This window comes from Kiloniellales bacterium, assembly GCA_030064845.1.
GTDB lineage: Bacteria > Pseudomonadota > Alphaproteobacteria > Kiloniellales > JAKSDN01 > JASJEC01.
This window is the reverse complement of the sequence record JASJEC010000010.1, coordinates 75,260-94,132: the sequence shown is the minus strand read 5'-3', so window position 1 is coordinate 94,132 and position 18,873 is coordinate 75,260. Positions and strand designations below refer to the sequence as shown.

General features: G+C 67.3%; 15 protein-coding genes. 8 read left to right on the top strand and 7 right to left on the bottom strand.

Features of this window, described 5'->3' with window-relative positions; genetic code table 11:
• Positions 1-341: 341 nt before the first annotated feature.
• Both QNJ67_06060 and QNJ67_06055 read right to left on the bottom strand, forming a co-directional pair.
• Positions 342-602 carry a hypothetical protein gene (locus QNJ67_06060; protein MDJ0608523.1) on the bottom strand — a complete coding sequence of 87 codons (261 nt, stop codon included), beginning with the start codon at positions 600-602 and terminating at the stop codon, positions 342-344.
• A 597-nt stretch (positions 603-1,199) separates the two neighbouring features.
• Complete coding sequence (locus tag QNJ67_06055) at positions 1,200-1,769, bottom strand: hemerythrin domain-containing protein (protein MDJ0608522.1); 570 nt, start codon at positions 1,767-1,769, stop codon at positions 1,200-1,202.
• 404 nt (positions 1,770-2,173) lie between these two features.
• Here QNJ67_06055 and QNJ67_06050 point away from each other — a divergent pair, with 404 nt between their 5' ends.
• Together QNJ67_06050 and QNJ67_06045 are read left to right on the top strand one after the other, a co-directional pair.
• Positions 2,174-3,778 carry an ABC transporter substrate-binding protein gene (locus QNJ67_06050; GenBank protein ID MDJ0608521.1) on the top strand — a complete coding sequence of 535 codons (1,605 nt, stop codon included), beginning with the start codon at positions 2,174-2,176 and terminating at the stop codon, positions 3,776-3,778.
• An 80-nt stretch (positions 3,779-3,858) separates the two neighbouring features.
• Complete coding sequence (locus tag QNJ67_06045; GenBank protein ID MDJ0608520.1) at positions 3,859-4,263, top strand: GFA family protein; 405 nt, start codon at positions 3,859-3,861, stop codon at positions 4,261-4,263.
• 6 nt (positions 4,264-4,269) lie between these two features.
• On the opposite strand, the gene QNJ67_06040 is transcribed toward QNJ67_06045, so the two are convergent.
• A complete protein-coding gene (locus QNJ67_06040) occupies positions 4,270-5,094 on the bottom strand; it encodes a hypothetical protein (protein MDJ0608519.1) in 825 nt (274 codons plus the stop codon).
• 213 nt (positions 5,095-5,307) lie between these two features.
• Here QNJ67_06040 and QNJ67_06035 point away from each other — a divergent pair, with 213 nt between their 5' ends.
• Positions 5,308-6,288: a S1C family serine protease gene (locus tag QNJ67_06035; protein MDJ0608518.1), complete on the top strand. Its 981-nt coding sequence runs from the start codon at positions 5,308-5,310 to the stop codon at positions 6,286-6,288.
• A 139-nt stretch (positions 6,289-6,427) separates the two neighbouring features.
• Here the strand turns inward: QNJ67_06035 and QNJ67_06030 are convergent, their stop codons facing one another.
• The 3 genes from QNJ67_06030 to QNJ67_06020 form a co-directional block, all read right to left on the bottom strand.
• Positions 6,428-6,697: a hypothetical protein gene (locus QNJ67_06030; GenBank protein ID MDJ0608517.1), complete on the bottom strand. Its 270-nt coding sequence runs from the start codon at positions 6,695-6,697 to the stop codon at positions 6,428-6,430.
• Between the two features lie 289 nt (positions 6,698-6,986).
• Positions 6,987-8,720, bottom strand: coding sequence for a gamma-glutamyltransferase (locus QNJ67_06025; GenBank protein MDJ0608516.1), 1,734 nt, complete (start codon positions 8,718-8,720; stop codon positions 6,987-6,989).
• 3 nt (positions 8,721-8,723) lie between these two features.
• Entirely contained in the window at positions 8,724-9,710 is a 987-nt protein-coding gene (locus QNJ67_06020) for a homocysteine S-methyltransferase family protein (protein MDJ0608515.1), read from the bottom strand.
• 148 nt (positions 9,711-9,858) lie between these two features.
• On the opposite strand from QNJ67_06020, the gene QNJ67_06015 reads away from it, so the two are divergent.
• From QNJ67_06015 to QNJ67_06005, 3 genes are all read left to right on the top strand, one after another.
• Positions 9,859-10,203: a hypothetical protein gene (locus QNJ67_06015; GenBank protein MDJ0608514.1), complete on the top strand. Its 345-nt coding sequence runs from the start codon at positions 9,859-9,861 to the stop codon at positions 10,201-10,203.
• 207 nt (positions 10,204-10,410) lie between these two features.
• Positions 10,411-11,385, top strand: coding sequence for an agmatinase (gene speB, locus QNJ67_06010; GenBank protein MDJ0608513.1), 975 nt, complete (start codon positions 10,411-10,413; stop codon positions 11,383-11,385).
• A 21-nt stretch (positions 11,386-11,406) separates the two neighbouring features.
• Positions 11,407-12,102: an SDR family oxidoreductase gene (locus QNJ67_06005; GenBank protein MDJ0608512.1), complete on the top strand. Its 696-nt coding sequence runs from the start codon at positions 11,407-11,409 to the stop codon at positions 12,100-12,102.
• A 38-nt stretch (positions 12,103-12,140) separates the two neighbouring features.
• On the opposite strand, the gene QNJ67_06000 is transcribed toward QNJ67_06005, so the two are convergent.
• Positions 12,141-14,126, bottom strand: a complete 1,986-nt coding sequence (locus QNJ67_06000; GenBank protein ID MDJ0608511.1) for a mechanosensitive ion channel family protein — start codon at positions 14,124-14,126, stop codon at positions 12,141-12,143.
• Between the two features lie 334 nt (positions 14,127-14,460).
• Between QNJ67_06000 and QNJ67_05995 the strand changes: the two genes are divergently transcribed.
• On the top strand, positions 14,461-15,585 hold the full coding sequence (locus QNJ67_05995; GenBank protein ID MDJ0608510.1) for an efflux RND transporter periplasmic adaptor subunit: 1,125 nt from the start codon (positions 14,461-14,463) through the stop codon (positions 15,583-15,585).
• Positions 15,585-18,734 carry an efflux RND transporter permease subunit gene (locus tag QNJ67_05990; GenBank protein MDJ0608509.1) on the top strand — a complete coding sequence of 1,050 codons (3,150 nt, stop codon included), beginning with the start codon at positions 15,585-15,587 and terminating at the stop codon, positions 18,732-18,734. Before QNJ67_05995 ends, QNJ67_05990 begins: the two co-directional genes overlap by 1 nt.
• The last annotated feature ends 139 nt before the right edge of the window (positions 18,735-18,873 follow it).

Genomic DNA, 18,873 nt, shown 5'->3' with positions numbered 1-18,873 from the left:
CTCGCAGTTTGTTCCTCCACGCACGCGCGCCCTGGTCGTTTCGTCGGGCTGGCTGGATCGTCCGGCTATTGATAGCGCAAAGATAAACGAAGACGGCACGACCGCGGGTTGAGACATAAGGAGAACGCGACATTAGCCAAGATAGTCTCGGTTGGCTATAGCGATCGCACTATTGGCGATGGAGGTTCATCGGCCCAGCGGGCGGCTCACACGGCTTTGATGCAGGAGGCGCGCCGACGCGGGCGGTCGTGCCCGCGTGACCGGTTGTGAAAGCATCATTGGCGTGGGGGGCGTGGTCCGGCGCCGGCTCTGTGCCGGCGCCGGGAATCGTCTGAGGCCGCTTAAGACCTTAGACAGGGCGCCTGGGCGTTCCGTTCCTCGAGCTCGAAGCTCAGCCCGGAATTCAGTTCCTGGATCTGCTCGACCGACCAGATGTAGCCGGTCATCAGGCGGTCGACGAACTCGTAACCGGGCTGGTCGGCAAGTCGCTGCAGACCGTCCAGGGCCCGCATCAGCTCCTGGGTGGCGGCTTCGAGGTCGGAGAGGTAGTCCCCGTGCCGGCGGGCGGCGGAGACCCGGTGACCGGGATTCTCGGCGGCCATGGCGAGGGATCCTTGGGTCGCGGGATGCCCCGCTTTTGATTCAAATGTGTTCGTCATTGCTCCGTGCTCGTGCTCAGTTGATCGGCGCCGGTCCGGGACGTGGCTGGCGGTCTCGGTAACAGAGTCGGTTCATGATCCGGGGGTTCCAGATCGCGACCGTGGCACCGTGCCCGGTCTGCGCCTGTCTCGTTGCCGCGAATGCTCGAGGTTTGCTGACTGGAAGGAAAATTCGCGCCATGGTTACCTTTTGCGGGCCAACCCGGAGGCCCCTCAAGTCCTGTCACTTGAGCGCTCAAAGTATCAGCCGGTGCCGGGAAGTCATTTTATGAAGTGATGAGTTTTGTAAGCTTTTGTGACTAGGCGAATAGTGTCGCGACAGTCGCGTTACAATAGCGTGCAGGGGCTTGGCCGCCCGACGCGGCATCGAACAGGCAAAATTCAGGCCGCAACTGCCAATTGCCGTCGGTCGAAGCCTGCACCTGAGGCGACTTTCGGTAGGAAACCGTACCCTACTCCGGCGTGTAACGAAGTGTTACGGGCTGCCGGCCTGGGCGAGACGTCGGCCGAAAACCGGCGCTCTCGCCGGAAAAGCCCCTGTCACGACTTGCCGGCGCCGGTCTCGCTCCATTTCAGGATCGAGTCGCGCAGTCGGGCAAAGCGCTGCTCCTCCGCCGGGCCGCCGAACACCGGGTCGGCGCGGCCGTCGTCTTCGCTCGCGAGCGCCTCGAGGTCTTCGGCACCCAGCAGGGCTTCGGCGACGGGGAAGAAGTGCTCGTCCTCCATGGCCATATGGTGGCGCTGCGTGTCGATGAACTCGCGGGCCGCGCGCAGGAACCTCGCGCGCGGCACCTCCGCCTCGCGCATCACCTCCCCGACCATCTTGGCGAAGCGGCGCGAGAGCTGGCCCAACTCCTCGTGCTGGGCCAGGAGGGTCTTGGCCGCCGCATCGTCGACCGCCCCCTTCTCGATCAGCTTGCGCGCGATGCGGTCTTCACGCGGATGGTGGCAGAGGTCGGGATAGTCGAGGAAGTAGTCGACCACGCCCTGGATGATCTCGTAGTCGGGCGCCTCGTTCCGCTCGAAAACGGCCACCTGACGGTCCAGCGCGTCGAGCAGCCGGGTCATGTTGCTATGGTCCTGGTGCAGCCGGTCGATCATGTTCGCCATGTCGAAGGTCCCCGTCCTTCTGCCTGTCTAGCCCCTCAACCGGCAGGGGCCCCTGATTCAAGCCCGGGCCCGCGCCGTCCAACGCGACATCTTAGCCTGGAATTCCGCCGACGGGGACTCGCTGTAGAGCGCCGCTCCACGGGCGGCGGGCGCCGCAACGCCCCGGCGGTTAAACCTTGAGGCGGGCCCGGCGGCTTTGCTTCGCCCTGGTGTTGAGGCTGACCGGCAACACCGAGGTCCCTGGGTATTTGCCGGCCGATCCGGGCCGATCTCCGCCGAGATTCGGTCGATTCGAGCGCATTGCCCCCTATGACGGCCTCCCCGAATGAGGTTCAATGGGCGCCAATATCCGGAAGCGGCGCCCCAGGGAGAGGGTCGCGCCGCGGCAACAGGGAGAGAAGACAATGAAACAACTGAACTACTACGCGGGCCTGCTCAGCCAAGGAAAGATCGGCCGGCGCGAGTTCATGGGCCGCGCCCTGGCCCTGGGCGCGACCACGGCGCTGGCCAGCACCATGGCCTCCAAGGCGGTCGAAGCCATGGGTCCCAAGAAGGGCGGCCACTACAAGCAGGCGCTGACCGGCGGGGCGACCAGCGACAACCTGGATCCGGCGCAGACCCTCGACTCCTACATGATCAACGTCAGCTTCGGTCAGCTGCGCAACAACCTGACCGAGATCGCGCCGAGCGGCGAGCTGGTCGGTGAGCTTGCCGAGAGCTGGGATGCCTCCGACGACGCCGCGGTCTGGACCTTCAAGCTGCGCAAGGGCGTGGAGTTCCACAACGGCAAGACGATGGACGCCAACGACGTTGTGGCCAGCTTCAACCACCACCGGGGCGAGGAAACCAAGTCGGCGGCCAAGGGCATCGTCGCGCCGATCACCGAGATCAAGGCCGACGGCAAGGACACGGTGGTCGTCACGCTGAACGGCGGCAACGCCGACTTCCCCTTCCTGGTCAGCGACTATCACCTGTGCATCTGCCCGGCCAAGGGCGAGAGCGGGATCGACTGGGAGTCGGGCACCGGCACCGGCGGCTACATGCTCGAAAACTTCGACCCCGGCATCAATACGAAGGTCAAGCGCAACCCGAACTACTGGAAGGAGGGCCGGGCCTTCTTCGACTCCGTGGAGAACCTCTTCGTCGCCGACGCCGCGGCGCGGACGACAGCCGTCAAGACCGGCGAGCTCCACTCCATGTCGAACCTGGACCTCAAGACCATCCACCTGCTGAAGCGGGACAAGAACCTGCAGATCTTCCCGATCACCGGCAACAAGCACTGCACCATGCCGATGCACACGAACAAGGCGCCCTTCGACAACGCCGACGTGCGCCTCGCTCTCAAGCACGCGATCAACCGCGGCGAAATGCTGCAGAAGATCATCAAGGGCCAGGGCGAGCTCGGCAACGACAACCCGGTCGGTCCGGCCAACATCTTCCGCGCCACGCCCGAAGAGCTGCCGCAGCGCGAGTTCGATGCGGAAAAGGCGAAGTTCCATCTCAAGAAGGCCGGCATGGACTCCTTGACGGTCCAGTTCCACGTTGCCGACACCGCCTTCGAGGGCGCGGTCGACGCGGCGCAGCTCTTCGCCGAGTCCGCCAAGACCGCGGGCATCACCATCGAGGTGGTGCGCGAGCCGAACGACGGTTATTGGTCCAACGTCTGGCTCAAGAAGCCCTGGAGCGCCAGCTACTGGGGTGGCCGGCCGACCGAGGACTGGATCTTCTCGCAGATCTACTCCGCCGGTGCCGATTGGAACGAGGCCTTCTGGGTCAACGAGCGCTTCAACAAGCTCCTGATCGAAGCCCGGAGCGAGCTCGACAGCAACAGGCGGCGCGAGCTCTACGTCGAGATGCAGCGCATCGTACACAACGACGGCGGCTCGATCATTCCTCTGTTCATGGCCTACACCCACGCGGCCAGCAACAAGATCGGCCTGCCCAAGCAGATGGCCAACAACTGGGAGCTCGACGGTCACAAGAACGCCGAGCGCTGGTGGATGGCTTAACCTTCGCCCGCTTTCGGGCGGTTCACTTCAGGAGGCCCGGCGCTTGCGCCGGGCCTCTCCTTCTTTCCAGGAGATCTGTCATGAAAGGCGGGTGTCTTTGCGGGACGATCCGCTACGAAATCAGCGGCGAGCCGCTCGGGATGCACCACTGTCACTGTCACCAGTGCCGGCGCGCCAGCGGCGCCTCCTTCGCAACGACGATGGTGGTGCGGGCCGCCGACTTCGACTTCCTGCAGGGCGAGGAGAAGCTGGCGGCCTACGAGTCCACGCCGGGCAAGCAGCGTACCTTCTGCGGCCGCTGCGGCTCGCCGATCTACAGCCGATACGACGACAATCCGGGCTTCATCAATCTGCGAAGCGGGACGTTGGACGGCGACCCGGGCGCGCGGCCGAGCTTGCATATCCACGTCGCCTCCAGGGCGCCCTGGATCGAGATCACGGATAACTTGCCGCAGAGCCGGGAAGAAGAAGGCTTGGCGTTCTGAAGCGATTCAGCGCTCGACCTTCTTGAGCAGCACCTTGGGGCGGCGCTCCTCGGCGATCTTGAAGAGGTCGAAGGTCTTCTTGACGTAACTCACCACGCCCTCGAGGCCGCTGCAGTACTCCTGCAACTCCGGGGTCGACTGGGCCTCGACCAGCCGCACGCTGCGGGCGGGGTCGAGCGTCTCGAAGCGCAGATAGAACCAAGGCTCGCCGCGCTTCAGGATCAGGTCCTTCGAGGTGTCCCACCATTCGAAGGCCCACATCAGGCTGCGGGGCCAGATGTGGATCGGAAAGCGCGCGGTGACCATGGTGCCCGGCAGGGGCGGGTCCCGGTAGTGATTGAACGGCGGCAGCTGCACCAGGTAGACCGGCTCATCGGCGAGGAAGCGCCAGGGCGCGCCGATCTGGAGCACCGGACGTTCGATGCTGCGCCAGGTGTCGGCCGGCTCCAGCTTGACCAGCTGGTCGAGCACGCTCTTGGCCACCGCGCTGCTCTTGCCGGCCACGTTGATCAGCGCGGGATTGCCCTTGGGTCCCAGCGTGTACCGCAGGTGCAGGTCGAAGGGGCAACGCACCTCGAAGTGGCGCGCCTCGTTGTCCAACACCGCGGGGCAGAAGCCGACGGCCTTGGCCGGCGTGGCCGGGTCCGTCTTGCGGTAGATCGCGCGCGGCGCTTCGTAGATGAAGGTGCTCTTCTCCCCGTGGATCATCCAGCCGACCTCGGCGACCCGTCCCTTGGGATGGCGCCAGGGGCGCTCGCTGTCGCCGTGCGCCGACGCCGGCTCCGTTGCGGCGTCGCCCGGAGGCGGGGATTTGCGGAACAGGGAGAACATGGGACTGCCGAGACCTCTTGCGCCGGCCGGAGGCGAGCTGCGGCGGCATGGTGCGGGGAATCGCCCGATCATGATCAACCGCCCGGGGGAGAGCAAGGTCGGAAAGGCGGCCCCCCAACCCGCCCGCCACGGGGTCCGGTTGAGCCCCGAGCCGCGGCGGGTGTAGCATGGCAACATGAGCGTCGCGCTCGGACCCTTCTGAAGGCACGGCTCATGAACGACACGGACGACTGGGAGTTCCCCGAAGCCGCCCGGCCGCGGGCGGGAAGCGTTTCCTACGATCTCGACCGGGCCATCTCCTCGGTCGTCGCCCTGCGCGCGGAGATCCCGGCGGACGCCTTCACCGCCGCCTTCCTGGGCACGGAGCGCAGCGGCAACGGCGTCATCATCGACGACTCCGGCCTTGTGCTCACCATCGGCTATCTGATCACCGAGGCGGCATCGATCTGGCTGCTCGCGGGAGACGGCACGGCGGTACCGGCACACGTGGTCGGTTACGACCAGGCCTCGGGTTTCGGCCTGGTGCAGGCGCTGGGCCGCCTGGCGGTACCGCCGCTCGAGCGCGGCAGCGCCGCCGATTCGGTGGTCGGCGACGGTGTCGTGGTCGCCGGTCACGGCGGCCTTCCCCACGCGCTCGCGGCCGAGATCACCTCCAAGCGGGAGTTCGCGGGCTATTGGGAATACGTGCTCGACGAGGCGATCTTCACCGCGCCGCCTCATCCCAATTGGGGCGGCGCGGCCCTGATCGGCTCGGACGGACGCCTGCAGGGCGTCGGCTCGCTGTTGGTCCAAGAGGCCGAGCAGGGCGAGACGACGCAGCGCAACGGCAACATGTTCGTGCCGATCGACCTGCTCGAGCCGATCCTGGAAGACCTGCTGAAGTTCGGCAAGGTCGACCAGCCGCCCAGACCCTGGCTCGGGATGTTCACGGCGGAGAGCGACGGCAGCATCGTGATCGCAGGCCTCGCGCGTGGCGCGCCGGCCGATCAGGCGAACCTGGCGGTCGGCGATGTCGTGGTGCGGGTCGCCGATCTGCAGGTCAGCGACCTTGCTGGGCTGTTCCGCGGCATCTGGGCGCGGGGTTCGGCGGGCACGGTGATTCCCCTGACGATCCGGCGCGACGGCGAGGAGATCACCGTCGACGTCCGCTCGGCGGACCGCAACGATTTCCTGAAATCGCCCGGGTTGCATTGAGGCGGTCGGGGTCTGGCTCAGCAGAAAAACGCTGGGAAGCCGTTCGTCCCCGGCCCCCCAGCGCTTCGCTTGACAGTGGTACGGTTGCGTTCCGTCCGCTCGGGTTATTGGAGGCTCGCGCCCCGATACCAGCCTAGCCTCACTTCACGAATTTGAACGCCAACACCGCCACGAGTGAATTCACGAAGGCGACGAGAAGCGCCAGCGGCGCGTCCGCGTACCAAACCTGTCCCAGGCCCAGGGCCGCGACCAGCTGAGCGTTCACCACACCCATGGGAAAGGCGAGGTGAAACAGGAAGATGAGCGCCGCGAATGCGCTGAGCTTGCGGACCAGACTGAGGAAGCTGATCGTGTCTTCCTTGTCGTCCAGAGTTTCGGGGCTCGCCACGGTCGTGCTGAGGTCTACCATCTCCAGCAATGCTCCTCTTTATGGGATGCTCGGCGCCGCGGTCTTGTGCGCCTGAAATTCGATCGGAAAGGTATCAGGAATTCTGGAGAATTGCAAGAAAAACCGATATTTTATTTACGTCAATGCAGTATTAATGATAATAAACACCTTATATTTGACAAATATTGAGGGATTTTAACTAGATAAAGCGCTTAGGAATAATGTGTTTTCTATTTGGGTAAATCCGTACGTCAGTTAATGCCGCGTCAATGGTTAACGCGAGGGCGGTAATCGGGCCGTTTCGGGACGATCAGTAGCCGGCGATCCCCGTGTGCCAACTGGGGCCGGCGGCGGCCAGGAGGGTTCCGTCCGCCTCTGCCGCTACGGCCGAGACGCGGCCGAAGTTCATCGCGCCCGGGCGTTGCGGCAGGAGCCTGACCTGGTGGCCGGCCTTCTCCAGGCCCTGCCGCAGGGCTTGGGGGATGCGCGGATCGACACAGGTCTCGCGGCCCTGGCAGTGCACCCGGGGGTGATCCACGGCCTGTTGCAGGTCCATGGCGTGGTCGATCCGGTTGATCAGGCTGTGCAGCACCCCGGTCTCGATCTGGTAGCCGCCCGAGCCGGAGCCGGCGAAGACCGCCCGTCCGTCCTTCACCGCGACCAGCGCCGGCGCCGCGAAGATCGGCATCTTGCCCGGGGCGATGCTGGAGGGCCGGCCCGGCCGCGGATCGAAGTTCTTCATGCCGTCGTTCAAGAGCCCGGCTTCCGGTACGTAGACCAGCGAGCCCCAGGCGTTGCCTATGGTGATGCAGGCGGCCGCCATGTTGCCTTGGCGGTCGGCCGTGGCGACCTGGGTGGTGCCGCCGCGGCGCGCCAGCGCCGAGTCGCCGGGCAGGATCTCCGGCGCCAGGGCCTCGTCCTCGAAGGGCCAGGGGTCGCCGGGGGCGATCGGGCGGGGCAAGGCCCGGTCAGGCCGGATCGCCTTGCGCCGCTCGGCCGCGAAAGCCGGGCTCGCCAGGCCGTTGACCGGGCTCTCGACGAAGGCCGGATCGCCGTAGTGTGCGATGTTGTCGGTGAATGCGACGCCCATGGCCTCGGCCATGAGATGGCGGTAGGCCAAGCTGTCGGGGCCCTCGGCGGCGAGGTCGTAGCCCTCCAGGATGTTGAGCGCCTCGAGGGCGACCTGGTCGTAGCAGGTCACGACGTCGTGGCCGCGGTAGCGGGTCGGCCGCTCGTGCAGCACGCGGGGCCGGTAGCCGGCCAGGTCCTCAAGAGTCAGGATGCCGCCCAGTCCGCGCACGTGGTCGACCAGCGTCCGGGCGATGGTCCCCTGGTAGAAGGCGGCGGCGCCCTCCCGGGCGATGGCCTCTAGGCTGTCGGCTAGGGCCGTCGTATCGAGCCGGCTACCCTCGGCCAGACTGCCCGCGCTCCTGGGCAGCCCGCCGTCCGGCAGGAAGGCGGCCGCCGTGTCGGGCAGGGCCTCGATCGCCGCGCGACGCTGGGCGATGTGCATGACGTCGGACCAGTCGAAGTCGTAGCCTGCCCGGGCCGCCTCGATCGCCGGCTCCAGGACGCGGCTGAGCGGCAGCGTCCCCAGGGCGTCCTGCAGGTGGCAGAAGCCGGCGACGGCGCCGGGCACGGCGACGGCGAGCGCCCCGGCCTCGGACAGGCCGCCCCTGGTCGAGGGGTGGTGGTAGTAGGTCTCGGGCTGGCCCGGGTCGATCTCGAACATGTCGGGCCTGGCCGTGCCGGGCGCCCGGACGTAGGCGTCGACCGAGAGGAAGCGCCCGGAGGCGGCGTGCCAGGCCGTGATGTGGGCGTAACCGCCGATCCCGCAGGCAGAGGGCTCGACGACGAAAGCGGTGAAGGCGCCGGCGGTCAGCGCGTCGACGGCGTTGCCGCCCTCTTGCAGGATGCGCACGCCGGCCTGGGCCGCCGCCTGGTGCCCGGCGGCGCAGACCCCGTTCTCGACCGCCACCCTGCCGTGGGTCGCGACCGGCTGGCCGACGACCATCTCTGCCGAGGCTGCTCGGGAGGCTGCCATGGCTCAGGCCGCCTCCGGCAGGCGCTCGGGCAGGGCCTCGCGCAGCGGACGGATGTGGTCCAACTCGATGCCGCAGCAGCCGCCGATCACCTGGACGCCCCGGCCGACGCAGTCCTTGGCGAAACCGAGAAAGTCCTCCGGGGTCACGTGGACCGGCTCGGAAGGATCGCGCCGCGCGGCGACATAGTCGTGGCGCTCGGCCTCGGGATAGACCCCGAGCGGGCCTTGCCATTTCGTCTTGACGATGTCGAGCGCCCTCAGCGTCGGCTCGACCGGCGAGTGGAAGACCGTGACCAGGCTGCCGCCCAGGGCCATGACCTCGTCGAAGGCGGCCTCCAGCGGCTCCTCCGAGACATAGCCGACGTTGATCGGCTGGCCGGGGGCGTCCTGGTGGCACTTGAAGCCGACCCAGACCGGCAGGCCGGTGGCGGCGCAGGCCTCGACCACCCACCTGCGTTGGACGGTGCTGCCGGTCGGTTCGGCGATCATGAAGTCGACCCCGGCCTCGGCCAGGATCTCCGCCTGCTCCCGCAGGTTGGCCTTGGCCTGGGCCTCGCTGGTCTCGAAGCGGTACTTGAAGAAGTTCGGATAGCTCTCGCGCCAGCCCGCCTCGACACCGGCGACCATGCCGAAATTCGAGACCGAGCCGCCGATGTAGACCGGCCGCTCCTTGGCGCACTTGTCCCGCGCGTCCTGGGCCAGCATGACGGCGCGCAGGTTCAGCTCGGCGACCTTGTCGCCCATGCCGAGCAGCTCGAGGTTCTGGCGGCAGGAGGCATAGGTGTTGGTCGTGATCACGTCGACGCCGGCCTCGATGTAGTCCTCATGCAGGCGGCGCACGGTGAAGGGGTGGGTCTCGAGGGCGAGCGCAGCCCAGGCCTCCCGGTTCATCGGCACCTCCATGGCCTGGAGTTGGGTGCCGATCGCGCCGTCGAGGATGATCACGGCCTTGTCGTCGATCCGCGCTTGGAGATCCTGGAAACCGCTCATGACCGCCTCCTCCCGCTTCGCTCCGTCGCCTTTTCGGCTGTCCGGTTCCGCCGGAGACGATATCACGCTTCCCCACGGGCGGGGCGACAGTAATATCCAAGGTTTGTCGCGGCGGGTCTTGCCGCGGCCAGCAGGAAGGGAGGCGGTCATGGCCGTTGAAACGCGTTACCTCTTCATCGTGTCCATGGACGTGGCGCCCGAGAAGGAGGACCTTTTCAACGAGGTCTATGACGAGCACGTGGCGCACCTGCTCGCGGTTCCGGGCGTGCGCGCCGTCACACGGTTCAAGGGCGAGGCCTTCGGGCTGGCGATCGCCGGCACGGTCCAGCAGATGCCGGCGCCGAGCCCGGTCTACACGGCGCTCTACGAAGTCGACGGGCCGGCCGTGCTCGAGGGCCCGGCCTGGGCCGAGGCGGTCGAGAAGGGGCGCTGGGGCACCGAGGTGAGGCCCTACACGCAAAACCGGTCCCACGCGCTCTTCCGGAAGCTGTGAGGCCGCAAAACGGTCGAGCCGGGGCGGAGAACGCGCTAGTGTCTTTTTGCTTCCCAAGTTCGAGTGATCGAACTTGGGAAGCAAAAAGACATGAACATTATGATTCTAGTGTGATTCAGCTTCCGAAGCTCGGCACGTTCATCGTGCCGAATTTCGGAACCATCACACTAGTGTCCCGGAAAAGAACGTTCTAGGGGAGGCCATGCCATGAATGACAGGTCGGAGCTCAGCTATCCGGAGTTCGCCAATCCGATGGAGCGGCCGCGCTACACCGGCATCGCCACCTTCATGCGCGCGCCCTTCGCGGAGGACTTCTCCGAGGTCGACATCGGCCTGGTCGGCGTGCCCTACGACGGCGGCGTGACCAACCGGCCGGGCGCCCGCCACGGCCCGCGCGAGATCCGCAACCAGTCCAGCCTGATGCGCAAGGCGCACCAGGCGAGCAAGCTCAATCCCTACGAGGACTGCCGGGTCGCCGACTTGGGCGACGTCCTGATCGAGAAGCCCTTCGCCCTGGAGAGTGCGCTCGACGAGATCACAAAGTTCTACGACCGGGTCCACGCCGCCGGCGTGGTGCCGCTCTCGGCCGGCGGCGACCACTCGGTCACTCTGCCGATCTTCCGCGGCATCGCCAAGGACCGCCCGGTCGGCATGGTCCATTTCGACGCCCACTGCGACACCGGCGACGACTACCTGGGCTCCAAGTTCCACCACGGTGCGCCCTTCCGCCGCGCGGTCGAGGAGGGCCTGCTCGATCCCAAGCGCACCATCCAGATCGGCATCCGCGGGCCGCTCAACGACCTCGACATCTGGAAGTTCAGTCACGACAGCGGCATGCGCGTGGTCTACATGGAGGAGTTCTACGACCGCGGCCCGCGCGACGTGATCGCCGAGGCGCGCGAGATCGTCGGCGACGGTCCAACCTACGTCTCCTTCGACGTCGACGGCCTCGACCCGGTCTACGCGCCGGGCACCGGCACGCCGGAATGCGGCGGCATCACCGTGGTCGAGGCGCAGATCATGATCCGCGCGCTCCAGGGCCTCAACCTGGTCGGCGGCGACGTGGTCGAGGTCGCCCCGCCCTTCGATCCCAGCGGCAACACGGCCCTGGTCGGCGCCACCCTGATGTACGAGATCCTCTGCGTCCTGGCCAACTCGGTGGCGGCGCGGAAGGCGGGATAGGCGGGGCAAGGAAACCAGGCCATGCTCGAAGGGCGCGTGATCGTCATCACCCATGCCAGGCATTTCGTCGGGCCCGCGGTGGCCCGCGTGCTGGCCGGCTACGGCGCGACCGTCGTCTGCCACGAGGGGGAAGCGGGTCCGGGCATCGTCGTTCCCGAGGCTGGCGAGCCGGAGGCCCTGATCGACGAAGTGATCGCCGCCGAGGGCCGCATCGACGTTCTGATCTGCAACGACGCCTATCCGGCGGTGCGCGCGCCGGTCGACGAGGCCGAGCCGGGCGAGATGGGCCGGGCCCTGGAAGCCCTGGTCGAATGGCCCTACCGGCTGATCGGCCGTGCGGTGCCGGCGATGAAGGCGGCCGGCGCCGGCCGGATCCTGATGGTGACCTCGGCGGCGCCGCTGCGCGGCCTGGCCAACTACTCCATGTACGCGACGGCGCGCGGCGCGGGCAACGCGCTGGTCAAGTCGCTGTCGCTCGAGCTGGCGCCCTTCAACATCCAGGTCAACGCCATCGCGCCCAACTACATCCGGAACCCGACCTACTTTCCGCCCGAGCTGCTGGCCAACGAGAAGGCCATGGCGAAGATGCTGTCCAACATCCCGCTGAAGCGCCTCGGCGAGCCCGAGGAGGTCGCCGAGACCATCGCCTTCTTCGCCTCCGACAAGTGCGGCTTCATCACCGGCCACGTCGTGCCGATCGCCGGCGGCTGGGCCTGACCGCCGGCTGAAAAGGCAGCGGACGACCCGGCGGTCCGTCAGTCCTCGTCGGTCCGGCGCTTGTTGCCCGCTTCTACCGAGCCTGGCGCCTCGGTGTGCTCCCGCTCCTGCCGCGGTCGCGCCGAAAGCCGCTCGCTGCCGCCGTCCGTCTCCAGCTCCTCGTGTCCGGCTTCGTGCGAGCCCTTGGGCGGGTAGTCGAGTGTCCCGTCAAGCTTCTCCAGCTTCTCCGGATTGAAGCGGGGGAAGGGAAGCCGGCCGGAACGGCGCCAGGCCTGCACTTGGGCTGCCGCCTTGTCGCCGGTCTCTTTGTCGAGGCCCTCGTCCTTGCCCAGGTAGAGGGTGCGCGACGGGAAGGCGAAGCTGGTTCCGGCCTCTTCGACCAGGTCGAAGAGGCGCAGGAAGATATCCTCGCGAATCGCGTAGAAATCGTTCCACTCCCGGGTCTTCGCGTAGACCCTGATGCGCACGTTGAGGGAAGAATCGCCGTAGCCGGAAAAGCGGACGCGGACGGTTTCACTGGTGATGCGCGGATGGGCGTGCAGCGTCTCGCGCAGCCTGGCCAGAAAATAGCGAAGCTGATCGGCCTTGGTCTCGTAGCGCAGGCCGATGGTCTCGTCGATCAGCATCTCGTCGCATTGCGCCCAGTTGACGATCTGCATGTCGGCGAACTGCGCGTTGGGCACGGTGATCAAGGTGCGGTCGAGGGCGCGCAGCTGGGTCGAACGGATCCCGATCGTCTCGACCGTGCCCCTCTTGCTGCCGAAGTCGCAGAAGTCGCCAACCCGCACGGGTCTGTCGAGAAAGAGAATGATGCCGCCGATCAGGTTCTCCAGCGTCGGCCGGATGGCCAGGGCAACCGCGAGGCCGCCGATGCCCAAGCCGGCGAGAACGCTTAAGACCGGCAAGCCCAGTTCCTGTGCGCTGTAGGCCACGATAATCGTGATCCCGATCACGCCGATCAAACCCGCGAGCAGGCGGAGAAGGTTGGCGTCCAGACCCTCTTCCGGAATGCTCGGCGAGAGGATCAGCCATTCAAAGAACAGCCGGGCGCCGAGCCAGAAGATCCAGGCGGCAGAGAAATAGATCAGGAGAGTCATCGCGCCGTCGACGACTCTGGCGAACTGGCCGAAGACGTTGATCTGATCGTCGATGAAGGGATTCAATAGGGCAACGACCAAGAGGATCGAAAGAGGGCGCAGCAGTTGCCAGGAGAGCACGCCGATGCGCGACGACGGCTCCCGGCGGGCCAGCCAGCGATGCAGACCTGCGATCAAAAGGCCCGCGATCAGGGCGCTCGCGATGCTGGCAGCCACCTTCCAGATCGGCGTGCCGAGCCAGAGAGAGCGCATGCCTGTCGGCACGGCACTGACCAATCTCGAAGGGATGAGGGGACCCGTGAGCTGCGGCACCGATTGGGTCCAATTCCTGATTCCCAGGTCCGAACGTAGAGGCAAAGACTTGATGCCCTGATAGAAGCGCGGTGCGATTCCGACCGTGCGGCTGTTGAACAGGAACTCGCCGTCGCGCGGGCCCAAGTCGATGCGCGTGATGCGGATTGGCGTCCTGGGAATCCTGTAGTTGGCCGGGCCATCGAGATCGAAGGCCTCCTCGTTGGGCACATCGTCCAAATTGGGCAATCCGACACGGCCGAAGATGTCGAGCAGCAACAGGGCCGTCTCGTTTCCCACCTCTCGACGCGAGGATCTTGGTACCTTCGACAGATCGATCAGCGCATGCAGCTGCTCACCCAGCAGGTACATATGATCGGCCACCTCGGTGCTCCGGTTCTCACGGTAGTCGCGGAGCGCCTGCTCCACCTCTCCGCGGAGGCGGATGAAGGTCGCCAGGGTGTCGCGGGGGCTCTCCGTGCGGACCGGCCGGATCGTCTGCCCGGTTCCCTGCCTTGTCGCCGGATCGTCACCGAGGATCGGCGAGGTGTCCTGAGCGCCTACGCCGGGCGGGGCGAGCAGCAGCAAAACGGCGGCGATGCCGAAGCTTCGCAAGGCGCGACGCGGAAAGCTCAAGGTTTTCTCCTCCCAGATCGGCGCAACAGGCGCGCGAGCGAGTGTACACCCTTCGCGAAAGCGTTCTCCATGCCCGAACCAAGCGGGCAAGAGCACTCTCGACGCTGACTGGTTATCCCAGCGCAAGGTTAGGGGGCATGAGGCAGATCATTGTCGATCGGCTCGACCGTCGGACCACCGTGGCCCAGCCCGAGCCGTGGGTACTCGGGCCGAATCCCTCGCCGCTAGTGAATCCGGACCCTGAAACCTATAATCCGCGCCGGCACCGGGCCCGCGAGCCAAGTCTCTCGGGACGGGCGCACGGACGGCGGAACGGCTGCGGATCGATGGGGCCATGGCACTGCGCTGGCAAATAGGGATCATCGCCTTGTTCGGCGCCGTCCTCGCGCTTGGGGCCGGTTGGCTCTTAGGATGGGGCGATCCGATCCTATCGCCCGATCCGAAGCGCGGCGCCGCTGGCGCCACCCTCGTCATCGCCGAGGCGCTGACCCTGAAGGAGGACCGCGTCACCGTGCGCACGGTCGGCACGGGGGAGGCCCTGCGCTCCGCCACGCTCTACCCGGCGGTCGACGGCGAAGTAGAGGAGGTTTTCTTCGAGGCGGAACAGAAGGTGCGAAAGGGCGAGCCGCTGCTGCGCCTGGACGATGAGGACGAAGAACTCGCGGTGCGCTTGGCCGAGGTCACCCTGATGGACGTCCGCCGCCAGGTCGCGCGCTACGAGAAGCTCGCGCCCGGCGGCACGGTCTCCCTGGTCACCCTGCAGTCGGCGGAGGCCGAGCTAGAAAGCGCGGTTCTGCGCGTGGCCCAGGCCAAGGCAGCGTTGAAGGATCGGACTCTCTTCGCGCCCTTCGAGGGCGTCATCGGGCTGACCGATATCGAGGCCGGCGATCGCGTGACCGACGAGACGATGATCGCGACGCTGGATGACCGCTCGTTCATCGAGATCGGGTTCAGCGTTCCGGAGGACTACGCCAGTCGGATTGCGGTCGGCGACGAGATCGCCGTGCGCCCCTGGACCCGCCCGGAACTCGAGCTGCAGGGCAGGGTTTCCGCCACGGACAGCCGGATCGATCCCGCCACCCGGTCGTTGCGGGTCAAGGCGCGCATCGCCAACCCCGACGACTCGATCCGGCCGGGCACCTCTTTCGACGTCCGCCTCGAGTTCCGAGGTGCCGCCTATCCCAGCCTGCCCGAGGTGGCGGTGCTGTGGAGCCGCGACGGCGCCTATGTCTGGCGCGTGGTGGACGATCGGGCCAGGAAGGTCTTCGTGGCCATCGTGCGCCGCGACAAAGGCCGCGTCCTGGTCGACGGCCCGCTCGAAGCGGGCGACCTGGTCGTGGTCGAGGGCGTGCAGGGACTGCGCGATGGGCAGCCGGTCGATCCGCGAGCCCGCGATGGCGGAAACGGCGCCGAGCCGGCGCTCGACGGGACGGCCGGTGCGGGCAAGGGTCCCGCCTGATGACCGCCCGGCCCAGCGAGCTGCCGGCGCTGGCGGTGCGCCGTCCGACCCTGATCGTCGTGATGAACCTGCTGATCGTCATCGCCGGATTGGCGGCGATTTCGGGTGTCGAGGTCCGGGAGCTGCCCGACGTCGACCGCCCGGTCGTAACCGTGCGGGCGTTCTTCGACGGCGCCTCCCCGGAGACCATGGACGAGGAGGTCACCAGCGTCATCGAGGGGGCGGTCGCCCGGGTTTCCGGGGTCAAGACGATCAACGCGGCGAGCGAGGAGAACAACGCGCGGATCCGCGCCGAGTTCGCGCCAGGCGTCGCCCTGGACGTGGCGGCGAACGACGTGCGCGAGGCGGTCGCTGCGATCGAACGCGATCTGCCCGAGGGTGTCGACGAGATCACCATCGTCAAGGCGGATTCCGACGCGTCGCCGATCATCCGCCTGGCTCTCGTCAGCGACCGCCTGTCCCAGCAAGCCCTGACCTACGTCGCCGAAGACGAGGTCGCGGCCGAGCTCTCGACCATTCCCGGCGTGGCAACGGTCGAGCTCTTCGGCGACCAGAAGGAGGTCTTGCGCGTCGTCGTCGAGCCCATGCGCCTGGCCAGCTATGGCCTTTCGATCGACGATGTCGCGCGCGTGCTGCGCAGCACCAGCCTCGACGTTCCCGCCGGAAGCTTCAAATCCGACGACCATCTCCTGGTCGTGCGGGCCGACGCCTCGGTCTGGCGGCCGGAGGACATCGAGGCTCTGGAGCTTCGCGGTGACGAACGGGGCGTGATCCGGCTCGGCAACGTGGCCCGCGCCTTCTACGGACCGGCCGACGCCGAGAGCTACAGCCTCTTGAACGGCCGCAGGGTCGTCGGTCTCGGCGTCGTCCGGCGCGCCCAGTCGAACACCATAGAGATTTCCTTGGCCGTGGAGCGGGCGATCGAACGCCTGAACCGCCGCCTCGCCGACGTCGAGGTGGTCAAGATCTCCGACGACGCTCAGTTCATCCGGGGCGCCGTGCGCGAGGTCCTGGTCAGCCTCGCCGCGGCGGTCGCCGTCGTCATCGGCGTCATCTTCCTCTTCATGGGGGCCTTGCGGCCGACGCTGATTCCGGGCGCAGCCATCCCCGTGGCCCTGATCGGCACCATCGCGGCAATCTGGCTGCTCGGGTTCTCGATCAACATTCTGACGCTGCTCGCGCTGGTGCTGGCGACCGGCATGATCGTCGACGACGCCATCGTGGTGATCGAGAACATACAGCGCAAGCGCGCCGAGGGCCTGAAGCCGCTGGCGGCTGCCGTCGTCGGCACCCGCCAGGTCTTCTTCGCCGTGCTGGCGACGACGATCACCCTGATCTCGGTCTTCGTGCCGATCGCGTTCCTGCCGGGCACGGCGGGCCGCATGTTCACGGAGTTCGGCATCGTGCTCGCGGTCGCCGTGGCGATCTCGTCTTTCGTGGCGCTGACGCTGGGCTGCATGCTGGCCTCGCGCCTCGACTTGCGGGCCGCCGGGGCCGAAGCCGCGGGCGCCGCGAAGGGCCGGGGCCTGCTCGCAAGGCTGGGCGACCGGGCGGCAGCCGGCTACCGGCGACTGCTCGATTTCACGCTCTCGGCGCGCCTCCTGGTCCTGGCGGTCACTGGCCTCCTGGCCGCCACCGCGGTTCTGGTCTACCCCACGATCGACGAGGAACTGCTGCCGAGCGAAGACCGCGGCGCCATCTACATCATGATGCAGGGACCGGACGGCGTCGGACTCGACTACATGGATCGGCAGGCGGCGCGGGCCGAAGCCATCCTGGCGCCCCTGCGCGAACGCGGGGAAATCAGCAACGTGATGACCATCGTCGGCCGCTGGGACCTCAACCGCGTCTATATCTCCGCCCCGCTGGCCGACTGGTCGGCCCGGTCGCGCAGCCAGCAGGAGATCGCCGCCGAACTGCGCCCGAAGCTGAAGGCGATCCCCGGGGCGACGGCGCGCGTGCGCACGCCGAACAGCCTGAACCTGCGGCGCAGTGGCGGCAGCCTCGAGTTCGCCCTGACCGGCCCGAACTACACCGATATCGCGGCCGCGGCGAACGACTTCCTCGCGGCGATGCATGAGCGCCTGCCCCAGTTCGAGGACCCCGAGATCGAGTTTCAGCAGACCCAGCCGCAGCTGACCGTGCAGGTCGATCGCCTGCGCGCCGAGGATCTGGGCGTGCCGGTCGAGGGAATCGTCAACACCCTGCGCGCCATGATCGACGGCTTCGAGGTGGCCGAGCTCAACGTCGACGATCGTTCGGTCCCGGTCATGCTGCAGTCCGCCGCCGGCGCCATTCGCGACCCGAGCGACCTGCACAACCTCTTCGTTTCCAGCGCGCGGGGCGGGATGGTGCCCCTGTCGGCCTTCGTCAGCCTGCGCGAGACCGGCATCGCCGCCGAGCTCGACCGGACCGGCCAGAAGCGCGCGGTCGAGATCGACGTTCCGCTTCCACCTGGCTACGCCATGCGCCGCGCGATGGACGACGTCGAGCGGATCGCCGCCGACGTGCTGCCGCCGGAGATCGGACTCAGGATGCTGAACGAGGCGGCGACCCTGGAGGACACCTCGAACGAGGTCGCGGTCACCTTCGCGATCGCCATCCTCGTGGTGCTGCTGGTGCTCGCCGCCCAGTTCGAGAGCTTCGTGAGCGCCATGGTCATCCTGCTGACCATTCCTTTCGGACTGGCGGCGGCGGTCTTCGCCCTCAAGCTGACCGGCTCGAGCCTGAACATCTATAGCGAGATCGGTCTGATCATGCTGATCGGGCTCATGGCTAAGAACGGCATCCTCGTGGTGGAGTTCGCCGACCAGCAGAGGGACCGGGGCCTCGCGGTGATCGACGCGATACGGCTGGCAGCCACGACGCGGCTGCGCCCGGTCATGATGACCATGCTCTCGACCGTGCTGGGCGCCGTGCCGCTGGTGCTGGCCAGCGGCGCCGGGGCCGAGGCGCGGAGCGCAATCGGCTGGGTCGTGTTCGGCGGCCTGGGGATCGCGACGGTCTTCACCCTGGTCCTGATCCCGGTGATATACAGCCTGCTCGCGCCGCTCGCCCCGCCGCGCGCCCATGCCGGCGTCCGGCTCGACCGGGAGCTGCGCGAGATCGAGCCGGCCGCGCCCATCGCCTTGACCAAGGCCGCCGAGTAACCGCCGCGCCGGCCGGCCATACCGGGCACGGGCGGTATCACACGCCGGAACCCCGACCCCATTGAATCTGCAGCTGAACCCTGGATCCCCAGTATGTCCCGCCATGGTCGAGGATGGACGCGGCTCGGCGGGCGGCCGT

Coding starts and splice junctions, on each gene's coding strand:
- QNJ67_06050 (MDJ0608521.1), top strand. CDS start 2,174: ATGAAACAACTGAACTACTACGCGGGCCTGCTCAGCCAAGGAAAGATC.
- QNJ67_05995 (MDJ0608510.1), top strand. CDS start 14,461: ATGGCACTGCGCTGGCAAATAGGGATCATCGCCTTGTTCGGCGCCGTC.
- QNJ67_06035 (MDJ0608518.1), top strand. CDS start 5,308: ATGAACGACACGGACGACTGGGAGTTCCCCGAAGCCGCCCGGCCGCGG.
- QNJ67_06060 (MDJ0608523.1), bottom strand. CDS start 602: ATGGCCGCCGAGAATCCCGGTCACCGGGTCTCCGCCGCCCGCCGGCAC.
- QNJ67_06005 (MDJ0608512.1), top strand. CDS start 11,407: ATGCTCGAAGGGCGCGTGATCGTCATCACCCATGCCAGGCATTTCGTC.
- QNJ67_06055 (MDJ0608522.1), bottom strand. CDS start 1,769: ATGGCGAACATGATCGACCGGCTGCACCAGGACCATAGCAACATGACC.
- QNJ67_05990 (MDJ0608509.1), top strand. CDS start 15,585: ATGACCGCCCGGCCCAGCGAGCTGCCGGCGCTGGCGGTGCGCCGTCCG.
- QNJ67_06045 (MDJ0608520.1), top strand. CDS start 3,859: ATGAAAGGCGGGTGTCTTTGCGGGACGATCCGCTACGAAATCAGCGGC.
- QNJ67_06030 (MDJ0608517.1), bottom strand. CDS start 6,697: ATGGTAGACCTCAGCACGACCGTGGCGAGCCCCGAAACTCTGGACGAC.
- QNJ67_06015 (MDJ0608514.1), top strand. CDS start 9,859: ATGGCCGTTGAAACGCGTTACCTCTTCATCGTGTCCATGGACGTGGCG.
- QNJ67_06040 (MDJ0608519.1), bottom strand. CDS start 5,094: ATGTTCTCCCTGTTCCGCAAATCCCCGCCTCCGGGCGACGCCGCAACG.
- QNJ67_06025 (MDJ0608516.1), bottom strand. CDS start 8,720: ATGGCAGCCTCCCGAGCAGCCTCGGCAGAGATGGTCGTCGGCCAGCCG.
- speB (MDJ0608513.1), top strand. CDS start 10,411: ATGAATGACAGGTCGGAGCTCAGCTATCCGGAGTTCGCCAATCCGATG.
- QNJ67_06020 (MDJ0608515.1), bottom strand. CDS start 9,710: ATGAGCGGTTTCCAGGATCTCCAAGCGCGGATCGACGACAAGGCCGTG.